The sequence below is a fragment of the Streptomyces roseolus genome (genome assembly GCF_014649855.1).
GTDB classification, from domain to species: Bacteria; Actinomycetota; Actinomycetes; order Streptomycetales; family Streptomycetaceae; genus Streptomyces; species Streptomyces roseolus.
Genome location: NZ_BMTV01000003.1, coordinates 176,158 through 196,723, shown reverse-complemented (window position 1 = coordinate 196,723; position 20,566 = coordinate 176,158). Strand labels below are relative to the sequence as shown.

Sequence of the window (20,566 nt, the reverse complement as noted above, 5' to 3'; positions counted from 1 at the left end):
GCGCGGCCGGTCACCGGGCCGGGCCCGTCCACCGCGGCGGGCCCGGCCCTCAGCGCTGTCCGGCCCGCGCCGCGTTCCAGCCGGCCAGCTCCGCCGGACGGTCCGTGATCACCCCGTCCACCCCCAGATCGGCGAGCGCGCGCCAGCGCGCCGGCGCGTCGACCGTCCACACGTTCACCGCCACCCCCGCCGCCCGCAGCTCCGCCACCACGCCCGGCCGGGCCGACAGGCCCCGGTCCGAGACGTGGTACGCCGCCAGGCCGAGATCCCGCGCCACCGCCACCGGATCCGCGTCGAGCCGGTCCCGCAGCAGCGCCCGCGGCAGCTCCGGCGCCAGCTCCCGCGCGTACCGCAGCGACACCGCGTCGAAGCTCTGCACCACCACCCGCTCCGCCATCCGCTGCTCCCGCACGTCCCGGACGATCCGCGCCACCTCCGCCCGGGAGTGCGCGCCCTTCACCTCCAGGAGCAGCCGCCCGCCCCGCTCCCGCAGGTCCGCCAGCTGCGCGGCGAGCCGCGGCACCCGGGCACCGGCGAAGGACGGCGCGAACCAGGCGCCCGCGTCCAGGGAGTCCAGCTCCGCCGAGGTCAGCTCCCGCACCGCGCCCGAGCCGTCGGTCGTCCGGTCCACCGTCGCGTCGTGCACCACGTACGGCACCCCGTCCCGGCTCGGCCGGACGTCGTTCTCGATCCACTCCGCCCCGCCCCGGCGCGCCACCTCGCCCGCGACCAGCGTGTTCTCGGGCGCCGCCGAGGACGCGCCCCGGTGGGCGATCACCGTGAGGGTACGGGCCGGGGCCGCGGTCGGCGCCGGGGCGGCCACCAGGAGCGCGGCCAGTGCCGTGGCGGCGAACGCGGCGCGGCGGCGGAGGCGTACGGGAGTCACGGCCGGTGACCCTACCCCCGGCCCCGGGCCGCCCGGACGCGACGCACCGGCGCGGAACCCTTCGGTGGTTCGTCCGGGTCTGCGGCACCCTGTGAGGGCGCCCGGAGCCGTGCCATGGGGGACACCGGCCGGGCCGAGAGACAGGGGGAACGCCACCCATGGACCACGGGACACGACCGAGACCCGCCGCCCCGGAGCGGAACGGGACGACCGACGACCGGCCGGGGCGCGGCCGGGGCGTGCTGGAAGGCGCCTTCGCCCTCCTCGACGCGCTGCGCCGCTGCGGCGACGAGGCCGGCGTCACCGAACTCGCCCTCGCCTGCGGGGTGCCCAAGGGCAGCGCCCACCGGCTGCTCGACCAGCTCGTCGCCGTCGGCGCGGTGGAGCGGTGCGGCTCCCGCTACCGCGTCGGCCCGCAGCTCTACCGCCTCGGGCAGGCCTGGGAACCGCACCCGGGACTCCGGCTCGCCGCCCGGCTGCCGGTGCAGCGGCTGCGCGCCGCGACCGGCGCCAGCGTCGTCCTCGCCGTGCTCCGCGAGGACCGGGCCCTCGTCGTCGCCTCCGCGCCGGGCGAGCTGGAACCGCTGGTGCCGGTGCGGAACGGCACCGCGTTCCGGCTCGACACCGCCGCCGGATCCGCGCTGCGCGGACCGCTCGGGGGCGGTCCGGTCCTCGACCGGGAGGACGTGATGGACGGCGTGTGCTGCGCCGCCTTCCCCGTCCGGGGCCGGGACGGGCGGACCGTCGCCGCGCTCGCCGCGATGGTGCCGGCCGGACGGCGGCTCGACGCCCTCGGCGAGGCCGTCGCCGGGGCGGGGGCCGCCCTCGGCCGCGCCCTGGCCCGCGGGGTGCCGCGCCGCTCCGTCCCGCCCGCCGCCCTCGCCCCCTGATCCCGGTTCCGTTGAGTGGAACGCGCGTAGAACGAGGCCCGGGCCCGACGGCACAGTAGGGGACGTGCCGGGGGAACGGCACGGAAGAGAAGCGAACGAACACCTTCGGGGGAGACACACCATGCGCAAGAACCGGACCGCACGCATCGCCGCCACCGCCCTCCTCGGACTCGGCAGCCTCGCCGCCTTCGCCGGCACCGCCCACGCCGAGCCGATCGACTACGTGCGGATCGAACTCGTCGAGCTGCACTGCCAGAAGAACAGCGAGGGCGACCACGACGAGGCCTACCTCAAGATCACCGACGCCAACGGCAACGCCGTCAAGGTCTGGCCGGGCAACGGCCTCAAGTACCAGACCATGGGCACCGGTTACGTCCGCTCCATGGCCGACGGCAACGGCAACGCCGCGCTCATCCTCGGCAAGCAGCAGGCCCGCACCCTGACGCTGTGGGACTACGACTCCACCAGCGGCGACGACAAGCTGGGCGCCACCCTCGTCACCGGCAGCGAGGTCGGCGCCGAGACCCAGTGGCGCAGCGTGGAGGGCTCCGGCGGGATCTACGTCATCGGCTACCGGGTCATCGACATCTGATCATTCATCGGAAAGGCCTGGTGGCCGTGCCGGTGAGGACCGGCACGGCCACCAGGTCGTGGGCTCAGACCGCGTCGGGCGGCAGCAGCTCGCCCGAGCGGGCCACGCCCGAGTACCAGCGGGCGCTCGTCTTCGGGGTGCGCCGCAGGGTGTCGTAGTCGACGTGGACCATGCCGAACCGCTTCGCGTAGCCGTACGCCCACTCGAAGTTGTCGAGCAGCGACCACAGGAAGTAGCCGCGGACGTCGATGCCGTCGGCGATCGCCCGGTGCACCTCCGTCAGGTGCGCGTGCACGTAGGCGGTGCGCTCCGGGTCGTGCACCCCGCCGTCCTCGCCGACCACGTCCTCGTACGCGGCCCCGTTCTCGCTGATCACCAGCGGCAGGTCCGGGTACGCCTCCGAGGTCCGGCGCAGCAGGTCGTACAGGCCGGTCGGGTCCACCGGCCAGCCCATCGCCGTCCGCTCGCCGGGCGCGCGGTGGAAGGCGACCGAGTCGGCGCCCGGCCACGGCGAGTGGGCGCTGTCGCCGTGCCCGTCGTCCTGCGGCTTCTCCTCGCCCTCGGCGACGTGCGCCACCAGGGTGGGCGCGTAGTAGTTGATGGCGAGGAAGTCCAGCGGCTGGTTCGCCGTCGCCGCGTCACCGGGCTGGACGAAGGACCAGTCGGTGAGGTGCCGGGTGTCGGCGATCAGGTCCTCGGGGTAGGCGCCCTCCAGCATCGGACCGAGCCAGACGCGGTTGCCGACGGCGTCGATCCGGCGGGCCGCCTCCAGGTCCTCGGCGGAGGTGCTGCGCGCCCGCACCTCGTGCAGGTTGAGCGAGACCGCGATCTGACGGTCCGCCGGCAGCGAGGCGCGCAGCGCCTGGACGGCGAGTCCGTGGCCGAGGTTGAGGTGGTGGGCGGCGCGCAGCGCGGCGACCGGGTCGGTGCGGCCCGGGGCGTGCACCCCGGAGCCGTACCCCAGGAAGGCGCTGCACCAGGGCTCGTTGAGGGTGGTCCACCGCTTGACGCGGTCGCCGACGGCGTCCGCGACGATCCCCGCGTACTCGGCGAACCGCTCGGCCGTGGCGCGCTCGGGCCAGCCGCCCGCGTCCTCCAGCTCCTGCGGAAGGTCCCAGTGGTAGAGGGTGAGGGCCGGCTCGATGCCGGCGGCGAGCAGCTCGTCGACGAGCGCCCGGTAGAAGTCCAGGCCCTTCTGGACGGCGGGACCCCGCCCGGTGGGCTGGACGCGGGACCAGGAGACGGAGAACCGGTAGGCGTTCAGGCCGAGTTCGGCCATGAGCGCGACGTCCTCGCGGAAGCGGTGGTAGTGGTCGACGGCCACGTCCCCGGTGTGGCCCTCGAAGACCTTGCCGGGGGTGTGGGAGAAGGTGTCCCAGATGGACGGGGTGCGGCCGTCCTCACGGGCGGCCCCCTCGATCTGGTAGGCGGCGGTCGCCGCGCCCCAGAGGAAGTCGGACGGGAACGGGCGGGTGGCGGTGAGCGGCCGGGTCTCGGACGCGGTCATAGGAGGGCGCTCCCAACGCGGGGTACGGGTCGGCCGTGACGGGTCCGGCGACTGCGGCGGACCCGTACGGCCGACGGGAAGGCGGAACGGACGAGGGGTGGGGCGGACGGCTCGTGGCCGCGGTCGGGTCAGCTCTTGACCGCGCCGGCGGTGATGCCGCCCACGATGTGCTTGCCCAGGAAGGCGAAGACCAGCAGCAGCGGCACGGTCGATATCAGCGCGCCGGTCAGGACGATCGCGTGGTCGACGGTGTGGTTGCCCGCGCCGAGGCCGGCGAGCGCGACCTGGAGGGTCGGGCTGCCGTCCGGGGTGAGCGCGATGAAGGGCCAGAAGAAGTCGTTCCAGGCCTGCACGAAGACGAGCATGCCGAGCACCGCCATCGCCGGGCGGGCCACCGGGAAGACCACGTGCCAGATGATCCGCAGGCTGTGCGCCCCGTCCATGCGGGCCGCCTCGACCAGCTCCACGGGGAGCGCCTCGACGAGGAACTGGCGCATGAAGAAGACGCCGAAGGCCGCGACGAGCGAGGGCAGCACGACCGACTGGAGCTGGTCGAACCAGCCGAGGTCGGTGATGATCTGGTACAGCGGGATGACGCTGAGCTGCGGCGGGATGGTCATCGTGGCGACGACCAGCGAGAGCAGCATGCCGCGCCCCTTGAAGGGCAGCTTGGCGAAGGCGAAGCCGGCGAGCGTGGAGAAGAGGACGGTGGACGCGGCCACCAGGCTCGCCACGATCGTGGTGTTGATCAGCGCCTCGCCCATGTCGACCTGGTCCCAGGCGAAGCTGAGGTTGTCGAGGAGGCGGGAGCCCGGCAGCAGCGGCGCGGGGGCCTGGACCACCCGCTCGCCGGTGTGCGAGGCGGCGACCACGTTCCAGTACAGCGGGAAGAGCGAGACCACCGTGGCGATGACGAGCAGCACGTAGGTGAGCGGTCCGGCGTGGTGCTGCCGGCCCGCCGTCTGGCGGAAGCGGCGGCGCGTCGGGCGCTCCCCGGCCGTCTTCGGTTCGACGGCGGGCGTGGTGTCGAGGGTGCGGGCCATGGGTCAGTCCCCCAGCTTCTTGCGGTTGCGGCGGGAGACGAGCGCCTGGATGCCGCCGATGAGCAGCAGGAGCGCCAGCATGACCCAGGCGATCGCCGAGGCGGAGCCCAGCGCGCCGGTGATCCAGCCCTTTTCGTACATCAGGAGGCTCAGGGTCTGGAACTGGTGGCCGCTGCCGCCGCTGATGCCGACGCTGCCGCCGAAGAGCATCGGCTCGCCGAAGAGCTGGGTGGCGCCGATGGTGGAGACGATGATCGTGAAGAAGATCGTCGGCCGGATGGAGGGGATGGTGACGCTGATGAACTGGCGCCAGCGGGAGGCGCCGTCGAGGGAGGCGGCCTCGTAGAGGTCCTGCGGCACGGCCTGCATGGCGGCCAGGTAGATCAGCGCGTTGTAGCCGGTCCAGCGCCAGGTGACGATCACGGAGATCGCGATCTGCGCCGGCCACTTGGAGGTGCTCCAGTCGATCGGCCCGATCCCCACCCAGTCGAGCAGGCTGTTGATCATGCCGTAGTCGGTGTTGAAGAGCTGGGCGAAGACCAGCGTCGCCGCGGCGATCGAGGTGGCGTACGGGGCGAGGATGGCGACCCGGAAGAAGCCGCGGCCGCGGAGCTTGTAGTTCAGCAGGTGGGCGAGGCCGAGGGCCATCAGCAGCTGGGGGACGGTGGAGATGACCCCGATGGTGAAGGTGTTGAGGAGCGCGTTCCAGAAGAACTCGCTGGTGGCGAGGTCGGAGTAGTTCTCCAGGCCCTTCCACTCGGCGGTGCCGCCGAGCTCGACCCGGTTGAGCGAGAGCCAGCCCGTGTAGATCAGCGGGAAGAGGCCGAAGGCGGCGAAGGTGAGGAAGAAGGGGGCGATGAAGACGTACGGGATCGCCTTGACGTCCCAGCGGTAGAGGGTGCTGCGCCAGCCGCCCGGGCCCCGGCGGCGGCGGCCGCGCGGGGCGGGCGGGGAGGGCGGTGCGGGAGGCGGCGGGGTGCCGCCCCGCTCCGCCCGTACGGAGGTGGCCACGGGTGGCGTCCTTCCAGGTCGATGCGTGCGGTGGTGCGGACGGCGCCGGCCCGCCGCCGGCAGGTGGCGGCGGGCCGGCACGCGGTCCCCGCTACTGGTCGATCTTGTCGTCGACCAGCTTCTTGACGTTCTCCCAGGCCTTGGCCGGGTCGGTGCCCCGCTGCTCGATGTCGAGGATGCCGTTGTCGGTGAGGAAGGTCTTCACCTGGCCGTCGTAGCGGCTGATGACAGCGGGCTTGATGCCGGCCGCCGCCGAGGAGAAGATCTTGCCGACCGGCGTGTCGCCGAAGTACGGCATCTTGGCGTTCTGCACCGCGGGGGAGAGGAGGGTGTCCTTGGTGGACGGGATGTTGCCGTTCACCCCGAAGACCTTGGCGTGCTGCTCGGGGGCGGTCAGCCAGGCGGCGAGCTCGGCGGCCTCCTTGGTGTGCTTGCCCGCCTTGGGCACGGCGAGGAAGGAGCCGCCCCAGTTGCCGGCGACCGGCGGCGCGGCGATGTCCCACTTGCCCTGGTTGGCGGGGCCGGCCTGGTCCTTGATGATGCCGGTCATCCAGGAGGGGCAGGCGACGGTGGCGAACTTGGAGTTCTTGAAGGCGGCGTTCCAGGTGCCCTTCTCGTCGAACTGGCGCAGCTTGGCGGTGAGTCCGCCCTGGGCGGCCTTGACGCCGAGCTCCCAGGCCTTCCTCACGCCGGGGCTGTTCTCCCAGTCGAGCTTGCCGCTGGAGTCGGCGTACTGGACGGGGTCGCTGGAGAGCACCGCGTTGAAGAGGCCGCTGGCGGAGTCGTGGAAGGCGGTGCCGGCCGGGGCGTTCTTCTTGTACGTCTCGCCGGTCTCGACGAACTTCGACCAGTCGCCGCTCCACAGCTTGGCGACGTCCTCGCGGGCGGTGGGCAGCTTGGCCTTGGCGAAGAGGTCCTTGTTGTAGCAGATGGCCATCGGGCCGATGTCGGTGCCGAGGGCGATGATCTTGCCGTCGGCGGTGGAGGCCTGCTTGATCTTCCAGTCGAGGAACTTGGAGGTGTCGGCGCCGCCCTCCTTGCCGAGGTCCACCCACTTGTCGGCCATGCTCGTGCCGGTGGCCTCGGCGATGTAGCCGACCTCGATCGCCTGGATGTCGGCGACGCCGCTGTTCTGGGAGAGGCGGAGCTTCAGGGTGTCCCAGTACTTCTGACCGTCGGAGACGTTCGACTCCTCGATCTTGATGTTCGGGTGGAGCCGCTCGTACTCGGCGTAGAGCTTCGCGCCGGTCTTGTTGTCGTAGCCGAACGAGCCGAAGGTGCCGACGCGCAGGGTGATCTTCCCGCCGTCCTTCCCGGCCTCGTCGTCCTCGTCGCTTCCGCAACCGGTGAGCAGGACCGTCCCGGTCACCACTGCGGCGACCGCCGCGGCGGCCGTGCGGCGTCCGCGTCTGCTGCTGGAAGTGCCCATTCCACTCTCCTCGTCCAAGGTGGTGCTCGTTGTGCGCCAAGAGGTCCGGTCGGCTGCTCGCGGCTCGGCGGGCCCTGCCCGGACCTGATGCAGGCGGTGCCGCCCCCCGATGGGAGCGCTCCCACGTCGTTGCCGGAAGGTTGCCGCCGGGGGGGTGGGGGTGTCAAGACATGAACGCGGATTCGTTACCGGAAGGTGTTCAGCGGGTTTCCGGAGCCTCCGGCACCGGTCTTCACGTCATCTCCTGAACGCGCGCGTGGCGGATTCCCGTCGCCGTACTCTAGGGTGGGAGCGCTCCCATACCGGTGTGCCCGGCTCTGGCGAGCTGCACGAGTCCGACGAGGGGAGCACGGCGACGGTGAACGGACGGCAGAACAGCAGACCCACCCTGGAGCAGGTCGCGGCCCGCGCCGGAGTCGGCCGGGGCACCGTCTCACGGGTCATCAACGGATCCCCGCGCGTCAGCGAGCAGACCCGCGCCGCCGTGGCCCGGGCCGTCGCCGAACTCGGCTACGTGCCCAACCAGGCCGCCCGCGCCCTCGCCGGCAGCCGCACGGACGCCGTCGCCCTCGTCATCCCCGAGGCCGAGGCACGGCTCTTCGCCGAGCCCTACTTCCTCGACCTCATCCGCGGCGTCAGCGCCGAACTGGCCGAGGCCGACAAGCAGCTGCTGCTCACCCTGGTCCGCAGCGAACAGGAGCGGCAGCGCTTCGAGCAGTACCTCGCCGCCCAGCGCGTCGACGGCGTCCTGCTCGCCTCCGTGCACGGCGACGACCCGCTCCCCGACCGCGTTCGCGAGCTCGGCATCCCGGTCGTCATGAACGGCCGCCGCTCCGAGGCCGAATCCGTCCCGTACGTCGACTCCGACAACATCGGCGCCGGCCGCGCCGCCGTCGCCCACCTCGTCGGCCGCGGCCGGCAGCGCATCGCCACCGTCACCGGCCCGCTGGACATGTACGTGGCCCGGGCCCGCCTGGGCGGCTACCGCGCCGGTCTGGCGGAGGCGGGCCACGCCCCCGACGAGGGCCTGGTCGCCGCCGGCGACTTCACCGAGGACGGCGGCCGCGCGGCCATGCGCGAGCTCCTGGAGCGCCGTCCCGGCCTGGACGCGGTCTTCGCCGCCTCCGACGTCATGGCCGCCGGTGCCCGGGCCGCCCTCCGCGAGGCCGGCCGCCGCGTCCCGGACGACGTGGCGCTCGTGGGCGTCGACGACTCCCCGGTCGCCCGCCTCATGGACCCCCCGCTCACCAGCGTCCGCCAGCCCATCGAGGAGATGGGACGCACCATGGCCCGGATGCTCCTCGACGACGCCCCGGGCGGCCGGGGGGACGTGCCGAAGCGCGTCCTGCCGACGGAGCTGGTGGTGCGGGAGTCCTGCTGACGGGCCCGCTGCCGGGCCTGCCGGCGCGGCCTGCTGCCGGCGGTCGCCCTGATGACGGGCGTCCTGCCGATGGGTGTCCTGTCGACGGGCGTCCTGTCGGCGGCGGTCCTGCCGATGAGTGTTCTGACGACGGGCGTCCTGATGACGGCCGCCCTGACGCCGGGCGTTCCGCCGCCGGGCGGCCCGTCGGCGGAACGACCTCCCCGCGGACGGCACGCGAGAGGCCGGACGGGGTTCCCGGGCCCGTCCGGCCTTGGTCGCTTCCCCACGGGGGCGCCGTCCCGGTCCCGCCGGGCCGGGACGGCGCCCCCTGTGAGGGGTTACAGCGCGGGGTGCGCGTTCTTCATGAGCTCCTGGAACTGGGCCGAGAACCACTGGCCGGCGATGGGGGAGTCGGGGAGGGCGCCGGACATGCTGTTGCCGTTACGGGCGTTGCCCGTGTAGGTCGGGTCGCACATGCGGTCGAAGCCCTTGCCCTCGTCGTTCGGGATCTCCTTCGACGCGCCGTCGGACTCGCCCGGGGGCTTCATCCAGACGTACGCGTCGATGCCCGCGGCGGGAGCCGCCTGAGGCCGCTCGCCGAGACCGGCGCCGGCCTGGTTGCACCAGTTGCCGAGGTGGATGCGGCGGTCGTAGCGGCCGCCGTTCACGTAGGTGTCGACGCTGGTCAGGGCACCCGGGCCGGTGGGCCGGGCGGTGCCGCCCCAGCCGTTGCGGGAGGTGTCGATCAGCATGCCGAGCTTGCTGTCGAAGCCGAGCGAGACGAGCTTGTCGCGCATCGCCTGGGCGTAGGACAGCTCGTCCGTGTACTGGTTCCAGTCGATCCACTTCGACGTGCGGACGGAGGTTCCGTTCACACTGTCGGTGACCTTGAAGTTGTCCTCCTTCAGGGCGCTGTAGTTGGCCGTGTTCACGATGAAGCCGTGGACGTTGGCGACCGTGGAGCCCTCGGCCGTCGCGGCCGTCTTGAAGAGCTCCGCGGAGGGACCGAAGTTGGAGTCCCAGCCCAGCCAGCCGTGGTGGCCCGCGTCGACGTAGTTGTAGACGTTCGGGATCGCGCCGAGCTTGTTGAGCGCGTAGCCGACGCCCTTGATGTAGTTGCCGTTCGCCTTCATCACGTCGCAGTTCGCGGTCGCGGTGTCGCGTCCGGAGACGTTGGTGACGAGGTTCGGGAGCGAGTCGATCTCGACCGTGGTGACGATCCGCAGGCCCGCGTACTTCGGGTCGGCGAGGATCGCGGCGATCGGGTCGATGTACTGCGTCTTGTACTTGTCGATCTCCGTCGGGCCCAGCTCGCCGTTGGAGGCGAGCGCGGCACAGTCGCGGCCGGGCAGGTTGTAGATGACCAGCTGGACGACGAGCTCGCCGGAGCCCTTCTGCACCAGGGCCTCGTCGAGGTGGGCGCGCAGGCCCCGGGCGCCGGGCGTGCCGTTGATGGCGGCGATGCGGTCCAGCCAGACGCCGGTGGGCTGGTTGGAGATCCGGCTGCCGCCCGGCTCGGCCTCGGCCTTGGCGCGCCAGTCGGGGTTGACGTACACCTTGGCTCCGGCGTACGGGTTGTCGGCCTTCGAGCCCGGCGTCGTGGGCGGGGTCGTCGGCGGGGTGGTGGGCGGCGTGGTCGGCGGGTCCGTCGGCTGGGTGGCGGTGTTGCAGGTGACGCCGTTCAGCTTGAAGGTGGCGGGCACCGCGTTGGTGCCGCTGTAGGAACCGTTGAAGCCGAAGGAGGTCGAACCACCGGTGGCGAGCGCCCCGTTGTAGGACAGGCTCTTGGCGGTCACGGCGGAGCCGGACTGGGTGATGGTGGCGTTCCAGCCCTGGGTCACCTGCTGGTTGCCGGCGTAGGACCACTCCAGGGTCCACGAGGACGTCGGGTCACCGGTGTTGGTGACGACGACGTTGGCGCCGAAGCCGGTGCTCCACTGGTTGGTGACGGAGTAGTCCACCTTGCAGCCGGGGGTGGCTGCGCCGGCGGTGGAGCCGAAGACCGTGGCGGTCGCTCCGGACGCTGCGATGAGGCCGAGGGCCGCCAGGAGGGCGGTACGGCTGGTGCGGCTCATGGGGGTGGGTGTTCCTTTCTGGGGATTCTTCGGATGTACGGGACCGACGGGGGTCACGGGGCGAGGGCGCGCAGGTGGTCGCGCGGCCCGGCGCCGAATGCGGTGGGAGTGCCGTCGTACGAGGTGATCAGCGCGGGACCGGAGTCGCGGTTCCAGGTGTTCCAGGTCCGGCCCAGGTACGAGAGCCCGCGGTCGTCGAACCACTTCATGACGCGGTCGACGAACGCGTGTCCGCAGGTGTTCTCACCGATCTCGCCCGCGAGGAGGGCCACGTGGGCGGCCACGTGGGCGAGGGTGTCGTTCCGGCACGTCTCGGTGGAGCGGGTGTCGAAGTCGTAGACGTGCCGGGCGGCGGCCAGGTCGGCAGCCGGATCCGTGGGGCGGTACGTGAGCCACCGGCTGAGGTCGTCGGAGTACGCGATGCCGGGACGAGGATCAGGTTCCTCGCTCCCGTGGCGCGGACCGCGTCCACCGGGTCCTGCGTGCCGGCGACCTCGTACCCGATGCCGGGGCAGGTGCCGCCGTCGCGCCGGCAGGTCCATGCCTGGGTCGCGTCGGAGGTCGCCCGGTCCGGACGGGGCTCGTTGAAGAGGTCGAGGACGACCCGCTCGTCGTTCTTGAAGGTGTTCGCCCCGGCACTCCTCGTCGAGGGGGATGCGGACCGTGTCGGCTTTCCGGTCGGCGATCGCCTCGACGGAGGCGTCGTCGACCGGACCGTCCCCGGTGCCGTGGCCCTGCGCGCACATGAACTCGCCGCCGGAGCGGTTGACGCCGAGGAGCCGGCGGACCGCGCCGTTCTGGTCGGTGAACTTGTCGCCGGTGACGGTGAGTTCGGGTGCGCCGGAGACCGGGGTGGGCGGCGGCGACGTGGGCGGGGTGGTGGGTGGTGTGGTCGGAGGGTCGGTCGGGGGAGTCGTGGGCGGGGTGGTCGGAGGCGTACGGGCGGGCAGTGCGGTCGGCCCGTCCACGGTGCGGGGCGCACCGTCGAGGGTGAAGGAGGCCGGAGCCGTGTCGGACCCCGTCCACGAGGCGACGAAGCCCGTCGTCACCTTCGCGCCGGAGCCGAGCCGGGCGTTCCAGCCCCCGTCGACGACGGTCACGGCGGCGCCGGACCGGGTCCACTTGCCGCCCCGGCCCCGGCCGACCTGCCGGCCGGCCGGGAAGGGGAAGCCGAGGCTCCAGTCGTTCAGCGCCGTGCCGTCGTCGGTGACGGCACCCCGGAAGCCCCCGGTCCACTGGCCGGCGACCGAGTGCTTCACGGTGCAGACGGGTGCGGCCGCGGCTCCTGGGGCCGTACCCACGACGGCGAGCGCGGTGCTCGCCGTCGTGTCCGCCGCTCCTGCGAGCGGCGCGGTGGGACGTGGGGGTCTTCGCATGAGCGAGTCCTCGCAGCGAGGGCACGCTCCTGACGGCGTGCCGACTGGATGGAATCGCTCCCACTGGTCGGGGCAGACCGTAGCGCCAACGGCGGCCAAGCAAAAGAGGAGTTGGGGAAATTGCTCGTCGTTTGCCTTCGACTCTTCACGCATCTTGACGTGGTTGCGTCACGCTTGCACAGTGGGAGCGCTCCCACTGGTTCACGGCTTGTTCACGCACCCCCCGTACGGCCCGTTCCCCGCACCACCGACGCGCTCCGTACGGCCCGCTCTTCGCACCAACCGACCTCCCGAGCCGCGAGGAGACCCACCCGCATGCAACGCCTGAGACCACGCCGCCCACGCAGGCACCTGACCGCCCTGACCGCCGCGCTCGCGCTCCCCCTCGGCCTGCTGGCCGCCGGTGCCGGGGCCGGCACCGCGCAGGCCGCCGCCCTCGCGTGCAGCGTCGACTACAAGACCAACGACTGGGGTTCGGGCTTCACCGCCGAACTCACCCTCACCAACCGGGGCACCGCCGCCATCGACGGCTGGACCCTCACCTACTCCTACGCCGGTGACCAGAAGCTCACCAACGGCTGGAGCGGGGTCTGGTCCCAGTCCGGCAAGAACGTCACCGTCACCAACGCCGGCTGGAACGGCACGATCGCCGCCGGCGCCGCCGTCACCGCCGGCGGCCAGTTCACCTACAGCGGGGCCAACACCGCCCCGACGAACTTCGCCGTCAACGGCACCCTGTGCGCCGGGGCCCACCAGCCGCCGGTCGCCGTCCTCACCAGCCCCGCCGCCGGCGCGGTCTACGCCCAGGGCGACGCCGTCCCGCTCGCCGCCACCGCCGCCGCGGCCGACGGCGCCACCGTCGACAAGGTCGAGTTCTACAGCGACACGACCCTCCTCGGCACCGACACCACCGCGCCGTTCACGTACAGCGCCGCCGGCCTCGCCACCGGCGCCCACTCGCTCTACGCCAAGGCGTACGACAGCCAGGGCGCCTCCGGCGAGTCCGCCCCGGTCGGCATCACCGTCGCCGCGGGCCCCGCGCTCGTCGTCAGCCCGGGCCAGCTGGCCGTCCGCCAGGGCTCCACCGGCACCTTCGACCTCAAGCTGTCGAAGGCCCCGGCGGCGAACGTCACCGTCACCGTGGCCCGTACCTCCGGGAACACCGGCCTGACGGCCTCCCCGGCCACGCTCACCTTCACCCCGGCGAACTGGAACACCGCCCAGAAGGTGACCGTCACCGCCGCCGCGACCGGCACCGGCGTCGCCGTCTTCACCGCGAGCGCCCCCGGCCACGCCAAGGCCGAGGTCCAGGCCACCCAGCTCGCCGCGGACTCCACCTACGACGCGCGCTTCCTCGACCTCTACGGGAAGATCACCAACCCGGCCAACGGCTACTTCTCGCCCGAGGGCATCCCGTACCACTCCGTCGAGACCCTGATCGTCGAGGCCCCCGACCACGGGCACGAGACGACCTCGGAGGCGTACAGCTACCTCATCTGGCTCCAGGCCATGTACGGCAAGATCACCGGTGACTGGACCAAGTTCAACGGCGCCTGGGACATCATGGAGAAGTTCATGATCCCGACCCACGCCGACCAGCCCACGAACTCCTCGTACAACGCCTCGAAGCCGGCCACCTACGCCCCCGAGTGGGACCTCCCCTCGCAGTACCCGGCGAGGCTGGACTCCGGCGTCACCTCCGGCTCCGACCCGATCGCGGCCGAGCTGAAGAGCGCCTACGGCACCGACGACATCTACGGCATGCACTGGATCCAGGACGTCGACAACGTCTACGGCTTCGGCAACGAACCCGGCAAGTGCTCCGCGGGACCGACGGCGACCGGCCCCTCGTACATCAACACCTTCCAGCGCGGCCCGCAGGAGTCCGTCTGGGAGACCGTCACCCACCCGACCTGCGACAACTTCTCCTACGGCGGCAAGAACGGCTACCTCGACATCTTCACCGGGGACGCCTCCTACGCCAAGCAGTGGAAGTACACCAACGCCCCCGACGCCGACGCCCGCGCCGTCCAGGCCGCCTACTGGGCCGACCTCTGGGCCAAGGAGCAGGGCAAGGGCGCGCAGGTCTCCGCCACCGTCGGCAAGGCCGCCAAGATGGGCGACTACCTGCGGTACGCCATGTTCGACAAGTACTTCAAGAAGATCGGGAACTGCGTCGGCCCGACCGCCTGCCCGGCCGGCACCGGCAAGGACAGCGCCCACTACCTGATGTCCTGGTACTACGCCTGGGGCGGAGCCGTCGACACCTCCGCCGGCTGGTCGTGGCGGATCGGATCCAGCCACAACCACAGCGGCTACCAGAACCCGCTCGCCGCGTACGCGCTCAGCGAGTACGCCCCGCTCAAGCCCAAGTCGGCGACCGGCCAGGCGGACTGGGCGACCAGCCTCGACCGGCAGCTGGAGTTCTACCGCTGGCTCCAGTCCAGCGAGGGCGGCATCGCGGGCGGCGCCACCAACAGCTGGCAGGGCCGCTACGCCACCCCGCCGGCCGGCACCCCCACCTTCTACGGCATGTACTACGACGAGAAGCCCGTCTACCACGACCCGGCGTCGAACCAGTGGTTCGGCTTCCAGGCCTGGTCCATGGAGCGCGTCGCCGAGTACTACCAGCAGACCGGCAACGCCGAGGCGAAGACCGTCCTCGACAAGTGGGTCTCCTGGGCGCTGTCCAAGACCACCATCAACCCCGACGGCACCTTCCGCATCCCGTCCACCCTCCAGTGGTCCGGCGCGCCCGACACCTGGAACGCGGCGAACCCCGGTGCCAACAACGGCCTGCACGTCACCGTCGCCGACTACACCAACGACGTCGGTGTGGCCGCCGCCTACGCCAAGACCCTCACCTACTACGCGGCCAAGTCCGGCCACGCGGAGGCCAAGCGGGTCGCCAAGGCCCTCCTCGACGGCATGTGGGAGCACCACCAGGACCCGCTCGGCATCGCCGTCGAGGAGACCCGTGCCGACTACAACCGCTTCGACGACCAGGTGTACGTGCCGAGCGGCTGGACCGGCGTCATGCCGAACGGCGACGCGGTGAACAACACCTCCACCTTCGCCTCGATCCGCTCCTTCTACCAGGACGACCCGGCCTGGCCGAAGATCGAGGCCTACCTGGCGGGCGGCGCCGCCCCCGTCTTCACCTACCACCGGTTCTGGGCCCAGGCGGACATCGCCCTGGCCATGGGCTCGTACGCGGAGCTGCTCGAATAACAGCCCGCCCCGCGCGAGCGGGCTCCGCGTACGACGAGGCCGGGCGGTCCCCCGAAGGGGGCCCGCCCGGCCTTCGGCTTGCGACGGACGGACGGACGGATCCTGGATCCCGGATCCAGAAGGCCGGATCCCAGATCCAGAAGATTGGGGGCTGGATCCAGGAGGTTGGATCCCGGATCAGGGACGTTGGATCCAGCATCCGGGGATCAAGGATCCGGGAGATTGCATCCGATATCTCGGATGCATCCGCCGGTGATCCATTGACCCGACGACGACCCCGCTCTTACGTTCTCGTTCGAACCCACGGCCATCGGCCGAAATCTCGAACGAGAGGATTCTCCGTGACCCTTCCCGGGCGCACCGCCCGCTTCGTCCCCGACCCCGACTTCACCGTCGGCCGCGTCGGCCCCGAGGCCTGCGGCGCCCCGGCCGCGCCCGGCCGGGTGGTGTCCCACGCGGTGGCCGGCGCGGAGCTCGCGGGCGGGGTGCTGAAGGTGGTCCCGGAACCGATGGCCCGGAACGTCCTCCGGCCGGCCTGACCGGCTCCTTTTGAATCCTTTCACTGCGGTGGGGTGCGGGGAGGATTCGAAGCGCTTCGAAAGATCCTGTCCGAAGCGTTGACGTGGCTGACGGGCGAACCTACGGTGACCCAGCAAGCGCTTTCCTGAAACGTTCTAATCACGCGCGGGAGGACGAACTGTGCGTACTCATGGCACTGTCGACCGTCGGAGTCTGCTGAAGATCACGGGTGGCTCGGTGGCGGCACTCGGCCTGACCGCGGCGGGCTGCGGAGGCGGCTCCGACTCCGGTGGCGACGGCACCGTCACCATCCGGTACACCTGGTGGGGCTCCGACGACCGCGCCAAGCGGATCAACCAGTCGATCGCCCTCTTCGAGAAGAAGTTCCCGAAGATCAAGGTGAAGACCGACTTCCAGCCGTACGCCGACTTCTGGAAGAAGTTCAACACCCAGGCGTCCGGCGGGAACACGCCCGACGTCTTCCAGAACGCCATCGGCTTCCTGCGCAAGTACGACGCCAAGAACGTCCTCCTCGACCTGCGCGAGCAGGTCGAGGCCGGAAACCTCCGCCTGGAGGGCTTCCGGGCCGGCCTGGAGAAGTTCGGCGAGGTCGACGGCAAGCTCGTCGGCGTCCCCGTCGGCTCCAACTCCATGGCCCTCGTCATCGACGAGGCGGTCTTCGCCAAGGCCAAGGTCACCCCCAAGCCCGGCTGGACCTGGGACGAGTACCACGACGCCCTGGCGAAGATCCGGGAGACGGCCGGCCGGGCCGGTGACGCCGGACCCTACGGGATCATGTACCTCTACGACCTCTACCTGCGCCAGCAGGGCAAGGCCTTCTTCACCGCCTCCGGACTCGGCTTCACCGAGGCCGATCTGACGGACTGGTGGAACAAGGCCGCCGGGCGCGTCGAGTCCGGCGTCTACGCCGACCCGAAGAAGACCATCCAGGCCAAGCCGAAGTCCGCCGTCACCGCCGAACTCGCCGGCTGCGAGTTCACCTGGGACAACTTCACCGTCCGCTACACCTCCGAGGGCAAGAGCCGGTACGGCCTCGCGCCCATCCCCACCACCGACGGCAAGCGCACCGGCCAGTACCTCGGCTCGCTCATGCTCAGCGCCTCCAAGCGCACCAAGCACCCCAAGGAAGTCGCCCAGTTCATCGACTTCATGGTCCACGACCCCGAGGTCGGCAAGATCATGGGCTACGACCGGGGCGTCCCCGCCACCGAGGCGCAGAACGCGGCCTACGTCCCCACCGACGAGGTCGGCAAGCAGATCGCCGCGTACGAGAAGCAGCTCGTCGAGAGCCGCGTCCTGGAGCAGATCACCCCGCACCCGGCCGGCGCCGACGTCTGCGAGGCGGCCTTCCTGCGCCTCTCCGAGGAGATGTCCCTCGGCACCCGGACCGTCGCCGACGCGGTGAAGCAGTACTTCACCGAGGCGAAGACGGCCCTCTCGGCCTGATGGACACCGCCGTGAACACCGTACCGAACCCCGCCGCGCCGGAGAGCCCGGCGACGGCCCCGCCGGGCGGGGGCACCGCGTCCGCGGTCCCCGCCCCGCGGGACGGGCACCCCCGCCGGCCGGCGGGCGGCGCCCCCCGGCGCCGCAACGCCCGCGAGAACCTCGCCGGCTACCTCTTCATGTCCCCCTGGATCACCGGCTTCCTGCTGCTGACCGCGGGGCCCATGGCCGTCTCGCTCTACTTCGCCTTCACCGACTACAACCTCTTCGACGCCCCCCGCTGGATCGGGCTCGACAACTTCACCGAGATGTTCGGCGACCCCCGCTGGCGCACCTCCGTCGAGGTCACCGGCTGGTACGTGGTCCTCGGCACCCCGCTGAAGCTGGCCGCCGCCCTCGGCGTCGCCGTCCTCCTCAACCAGAGCCGGCGCGGACAGGGCTTCTACCGGGCCGCGTTCTACGCCCCGTCGCTCATCGGCGCCAGCGTCTCCATCGCCATCGTCTGGCGCGCCCTCTTCTCCGACAACGCCCCCGTCGACCGGGCCCAGCAGCTCATCGGACTCGACCCGGGCGGCTGGATCGGCGACCCCGACAAGATCATCTACGCTCTGGTGGCGCTCACCGTCTGGCAGTTCGGCGCGCCCATGGTCATCTTCCTCGCCGGGCTCAAGCAGGTGCCCCGCGAGCTGTACGAGGCCGCGCAGATGGACGGCGCGGGGCCCTGGCGCAGGTTCTGGAACATCACCCTGCCGATGATCTCCCCGGTGCTCTTCTTCAACGTGCTCCTGGAGACCATCCACTCCTTCCAGATCTTCGGCTCCGCCTACATCATCGGCAGCCAGGGCAACGCCTGCGGACCGGCCGACGGCACGCTCGTCTACACCTGCTACCTCTACGTCCAGGGCTTCGAGAACAGCCGGATGGGCCTCGCCTCCGCCATGGCCTGGATGCTGCTGCTCGCCGTCGGCCTGGTCACGGCGGTCCTGTTCTGGTCCCAGCGGCGCTGGGTGCACTACGAGGAGGGGGGCCGATGAGCCTCGTCCGTACCGGGGCGCGGGGCGTCCGCGCCGGGTCTCTCGCCTGGCACCTCGGCTCGCTCGCCGTCCTCGCGGTGGTGCTCTATCCGGTGATGTGGGTGATCGGCGGCTCGTTCAAGCCCAACGACGAGATCGTCGGCAGCCTGAACGTCCTCCCGACGGACCCCATCACCGACAACTACCGGCGGCTCGCCGACGGCATCGCCGACATCCCCATCTCCACCTTCTTCGGCAACTCGCTCTTCCTGGCGCTCGCTTCGGTCGTCGGCGTGCTGGTCTCCAGCTCCCTCGCCGCCTACGCCTTCGCCAAGATCGGCTTCGCGGGCCGGAACCTCCTCTTCACGCTGATGATCGGCACCCTGCTGCTGCCGTACCACGTGCTGCTCATTCCGCAGTACGTGCTCTTCCAGAAGCTCGAACTCATCAACACGTACACGCCGTTGCTGCTCGGCAAGTACCTCGCCACCGACGCCTTCTTCGTCTTCCTGATGGTCCAGTTCATGCGCGGGCTTCCCCGGGAGCTGGACGAGGCGGCGCGGCTCGACGGGTGCGGGCACCTGCGGACGTACTGGTCGATCGTGCTGCCGCTGTGCCGGCCGGCGCTGATCACCAGCGCGATCTTCACCTTCATCAACGCGTGGAACGACTTCATGGGTCCGCTGATCTACCTCAACGAACCGGAGAAGTACACCGTGTCGCTGGGCCTCAAGATGTTCGTCGACCAGGACGGCGTCGCCAACTACGGCGGCATGATCGCGATGTCGCTGGTGGCGCTGCTGCCCGTGGTCGCGTTCTTCCTCGCCTTCCAGCGCTACCTGATCGACGGCATGGCCACCTCGGGGCTCAAGTGACCACCGCCGGCGCCCCGGTGCGCGGCGCGCGCTTCTTCGCCCGCTTCGCCGTCTTCGCCGAATGCCTGCTGACGGGGGTGTGGATCGCCGTCGCCGCGCTCCCGCTCGTCACCCTGCCGGCGGCGTTCGCCGCCGGCGCGGGGCACCTGCGGCGCACCGTCGAGGGCGAGGAGACCGGGCTGCGCTCCTTCGCCGCCGACCTGCGCGCCGCCCTGCGGGGCGGCGGGTGGGCGGTGGGCCTGGGCTGGTGGGCGGCGCTCGCCCTGGTCCAGGCCGACCTCGCGCTCGTACGGGCGCTGCCGGTGCCCGGCGGGCGGGCGGCCGGGGCCCTCGCGATCCTGGCGGCGCTCTGGGCGACCGTCACCGTGCTCCGGGCGGCCACCGCCTGGCGGCCCGGCGCCGCCTGGCGAGCGCTGCTCGCGGGCGCCTGGCGCCGCTCGCTGCGTGACCCGGCCGGTTCCCTGCTCGTCGTCTGCGGCCTGGCGGTCGTCGTCGCCTCCGCCTGGTTCTCCGCCCCCCTGGCACTGCCCGCCCTGGGCCTCCTGGTCGCCGGCGCCCTGGCGGCCGACCACCGCACGACCGCCCTCGCGGCCACCTGACCCACGGGCGCCCGGGGACGGTGCCGCCGCGCCGGGCACCTTCCCCGGCCGGCCCCCTCGCCGACGCCGGACTTGAGCCCCACGAGGGCCCGGGCCCGCGATGCGAGCACGAGCGCGGCCCGGACCCGTGGTCCGGTCTGGCCGGAACCCGGATCCGAACCCGGCCCGGACCCAGGTCCGTAGCCGAGCCCGAGCCCGAGCCCGAGCCCGAGCCCGAGCCCGGACCCGGGCCCGGGGCGAGGCCGGCCCGGGATCAGGTCCGGGCCAGCTCGGTGCCGGGCCTGAGCCCAGGCCAGGTACCTGGCATGAGCCCAGGCCCGGTCAGGACCCGAGTCCGAGCCGGGTCCGAGCCCGGCCCCGGGCCTGAGTCCGGATTCGATCCTGAGTCCGCGACCTGGCCTGAGTCCGAGGCGGGGCCAGAGCCCGAGCCCGGGGCCGGGATCAGGCCCGAGCCGGCCCGGGGCCGGGCCTGGGCCCGAGTCAGGGCTTGAGCTAGGCCCGGGCCCGAGCCCCGTCCGCCCCCTTTCCGCCCCCGGTGGTGCGTCGGCCCGTCAGGCCGTGTGGCCGGCCCCGGCCACGGCCCCGTACCTCGTGTCCCGCCAGCTCCATAGCTCCATAGCTCCATATCTCCGTATCCCCTGACTCCTACCTCCGTCCCCCGTGCCACCTCCCCTCCCTCGGGCGTGCCGC

15 protein-coding genes and 1 pseudogene are annotated in these 20,566 nt (G+C 71.9%); 9 read left to right on the top strand and 7 right to left on the bottom strand.

Annotated features, from left to right (window positions below; genetic code table 11):
• Positions 1–49: 49 nt before the first annotated feature.
• Complete coding sequence (locus tag IE245_RS04750; protein ID WP_229851068.1) at positions 50–886, bottom strand: glycerophosphodiester phosphodiesterase; 837 nt, start codon at positions 884–886, stop codon at positions 50–52.
• Between the two features lie 158 nt (positions 887–1,044).
• Between IE245_RS04750 and IE245_RS04745 the strand changes: the two genes are divergently transcribed.
• Together IE245_RS04745 and IE245_RS04740 are read left to right on the top strand one after the other, a co-directional pair.
• The gene (locus IE245_RS04745) at positions 1,045–1,776 is read left to right on the top strand and encodes an IclR family transcriptional regulator (RefSeq protein WP_189945441.1); all 732 of its coding nucleotides are present in this window, start codon (positions 1,045–1,047) and stop codon (positions 1,774–1,776) included.
• Positions 1,777–1,897: 121 nt separating this feature from the next.
• The gene (locus tag IE245_RS04740) at positions 1,898–2,368 is read left to right on the top strand and encodes a hypothetical protein (RefSeq protein ID WP_189945440.1); all 471 of its coding nucleotides are present in this window, start codon (positions 1,898–1,900) and stop codon (positions 2,366–2,368) included.
• A gap of 64 nt (positions 2,369–2,432) precedes the next feature.
• Here the strand turns inward: IE245_RS04740 and IE245_RS04735 are convergent, their stop codons facing one another.
• The 4 genes from IE245_RS04735 to IE245_RS04720 form a co-directional block, all read right to left on the bottom strand.
• Positions 2,433–3,875 carry a GH1 family beta-glucosidase gene (locus IE245_RS04735; protein WP_189945439.1) on the bottom strand — a complete coding sequence of 481 codons (1,443 nt, stop codon included), beginning with the start codon at positions 3,873–3,875 and terminating at the stop codon, positions 2,433–2,435.
• Between the two features lie 128 nt (positions 3,876–4,003).
• The gene (locus IE245_RS04730; RefSeq protein WP_189945438.1) at positions 4,004–4,918 is read right to left on the bottom strand and encodes a carbohydrate ABC transporter permease; all 915 of its coding nucleotides are present in this window, start codon (positions 4,916–4,918) and stop codon (positions 4,004–4,006) included.
• Between the two features lie 3 nt (positions 4,919–4,921).
• Entirely contained in the window at positions 4,922–5,929 is a 1,008-nt protein-coding gene (locus IE245_RS04725) for a carbohydrate ABC transporter permease (protein WP_189945437.1), read from the bottom strand.
• A gap of 91 nt (positions 5,930–6,020) precedes the next feature.
• Positions 6,021–7,358, bottom strand: coding sequence for an ABC transporter substrate-binding protein (locus IE245_RS04720; RefSeq protein WP_189945436.1), 1,338 nt, complete (start codon positions 7,356–7,358; stop codon positions 6,021–6,023).
• Between the two features lie 358 nt (positions 7,359–7,716).
• Between IE245_RS04720 and IE245_RS04715 the strand changes: the two genes are divergently transcribed.
• Positions 7,717–8,739 carry a LacI family DNA-binding transcriptional regulator gene (locus IE245_RS04715; RefSeq protein WP_189945577.1) on the top strand — a complete coding sequence of 341 codons (1,023 nt, stop codon included), beginning with the start codon at positions 7,717–7,719 and terminating at the stop codon, positions 8,737–8,739.
• Positions 8,740–9,059: 320 nt separating this feature from the next.
• Here IE245_RS04715 and IE245_RS04710 read toward each other — a convergent pair whose 3' ends face one another.
• Entirely contained in the window at positions 9,060–10,796 is a 1,737-nt protein-coding gene (locus IE245_RS04710) for a glycoside hydrolase family 6 protein (protein ID WP_189945435.1), read from the bottom strand.
• A 53-nt stretch (positions 10,797–10,849) separates the two neighbouring features.
• Positions 10,850–12,172: pseudogene (locus tag IE245_RS04705) on the bottom strand (cellulose binding domain-containing protein).
• A 315-nt stretch (positions 12,173–12,487) separates the two neighbouring features.
• On the opposite strand from IE245_RS04705, the gene IE245_RS04700 reads away from it, so the two are divergent.
• The 6 genes from IE245_RS04700 to IE245_RS04675 all read left to right on the top strand — a co-directional run bounded on the left by IE245_RS04700 (position 12,488) and on the right by IE245_RS04675 (position 19,876).
• The gene (locus IE245_RS04700) at positions 12,488–15,403 is read left to right on the top strand and encodes a glycoside hydrolase family 48 protein (RefSeq protein WP_189945434.1); all 2,916 of its coding nucleotides are present in this window, start codon (positions 12,488–12,490) and stop codon (positions 15,401–15,403) included.
• Between the two features lie 341 nt (positions 15,404–15,744).
• Positions 15,745–15,942 carry a hypothetical protein gene (locus tag IE245_RS04695; RefSeq protein WP_189945433.1) on the top strand — a complete coding sequence of 66 codons (198 nt, stop codon included), beginning with the start codon at positions 15,745–15,747 and terminating at the stop codon, positions 15,940–15,942.
• A 160-nt stretch (positions 15,943–16,102) separates the two neighbouring features.
• Positions 16,103–17,389 (top strand): ABC transporter substrate-binding protein, encoded by a 1,287-nt coding sequence (locus IE245_RS04690; RefSeq protein ID WP_189945432.1) that lies wholly within the window; start codon positions 16,103–16,105, stop codon positions 17,387–17,389.
• 11 nt (positions 17,390–17,400) lie between these two features.
• On the top strand, positions 17,401–18,423 hold the full coding sequence (locus tag IE245_RS04685; RefSeq protein WP_229851067.1) for a carbohydrate ABC transporter permease: 1,023 nt from the start codon (positions 17,401–17,403) through the stop codon (positions 18,421–18,423).
• Complete coding sequence (locus IE245_RS04680) at positions 18,420–19,277, top strand: carbohydrate ABC transporter permease (RefSeq protein ID WP_189945431.1); 858 nt, start codon at positions 18,420–18,422, stop codon at positions 19,275–19,277. The genes IE245_RS04685 and IE245_RS04680 overlap by 4 nt, the downstream gene beginning before the upstream one ends.
• On the top strand, positions 19,274–19,876 hold the full coding sequence (locus tag IE245_RS04675) for a hypothetical protein (protein WP_189945430.1): 603 nt from the start codon (positions 19,274–19,276) through the stop codon (positions 19,874–19,876). Before IE245_RS04680 ends, IE245_RS04675 begins: the two co-directional genes overlap by 4 nt.
• The last annotated feature ends 690 nt before the right edge of the window (positions 19,877–20,566 follow it).

Coding starts and splice junctions, on each gene's coding strand:
- IE245_RS04745 (WP_189945441.1), top strand. CDS start 1,045: ATGGACCACGGGACACGACCGAGACCCGCCGCCCCGGAGCGGAACGGG.
- IE245_RS04740 (WP_189945440.1), top strand. CDS start 1,898: ATGCGCAAGAACCGGACCGCACGCATCGCCGCCACCGCCCTCCTCGGA.
- IE245_RS04735 (WP_189945439.1), bottom strand. CDS start 3,875: ATGACCGCGTCCGAGACCCGGCCGCTCACCGCCACCCGCCCGTTCCCG.
- IE245_RS04730 (WP_189945438.1), bottom strand. CDS start 4,918: ATGGCCCGCACCCTCGACACCACGCCCGCCGTCGAACCGAAGACGGCC.
- IE245_RS04720 (WP_189945436.1), bottom strand. CDS start 7,358: ATGGGCACTTCCAGCAGCAGACGCGGACGCCGCACGGCCGCCGCGGCG.
- IE245_RS04710 (WP_189945435.1), bottom strand. CDS start 10,796: ATGAGCCGCACCAGCCGTACCGCCCTCCTGGCGGCCCTCGGCCTCATC.
- IE245_RS04700 (WP_189945434.1), top strand. CDS start 12,488: ATGCAACGCCTGAGACCACGCCGCCCACGCAGGCACCTGACCGCCCTG.
- IE245_RS04680 (WP_189945431.1), top strand. CDS start 18,420: ATGAGCCTCGTCCGTACCGGGGCGCGGGGCGTCCGCGCCGGGTCTCTC.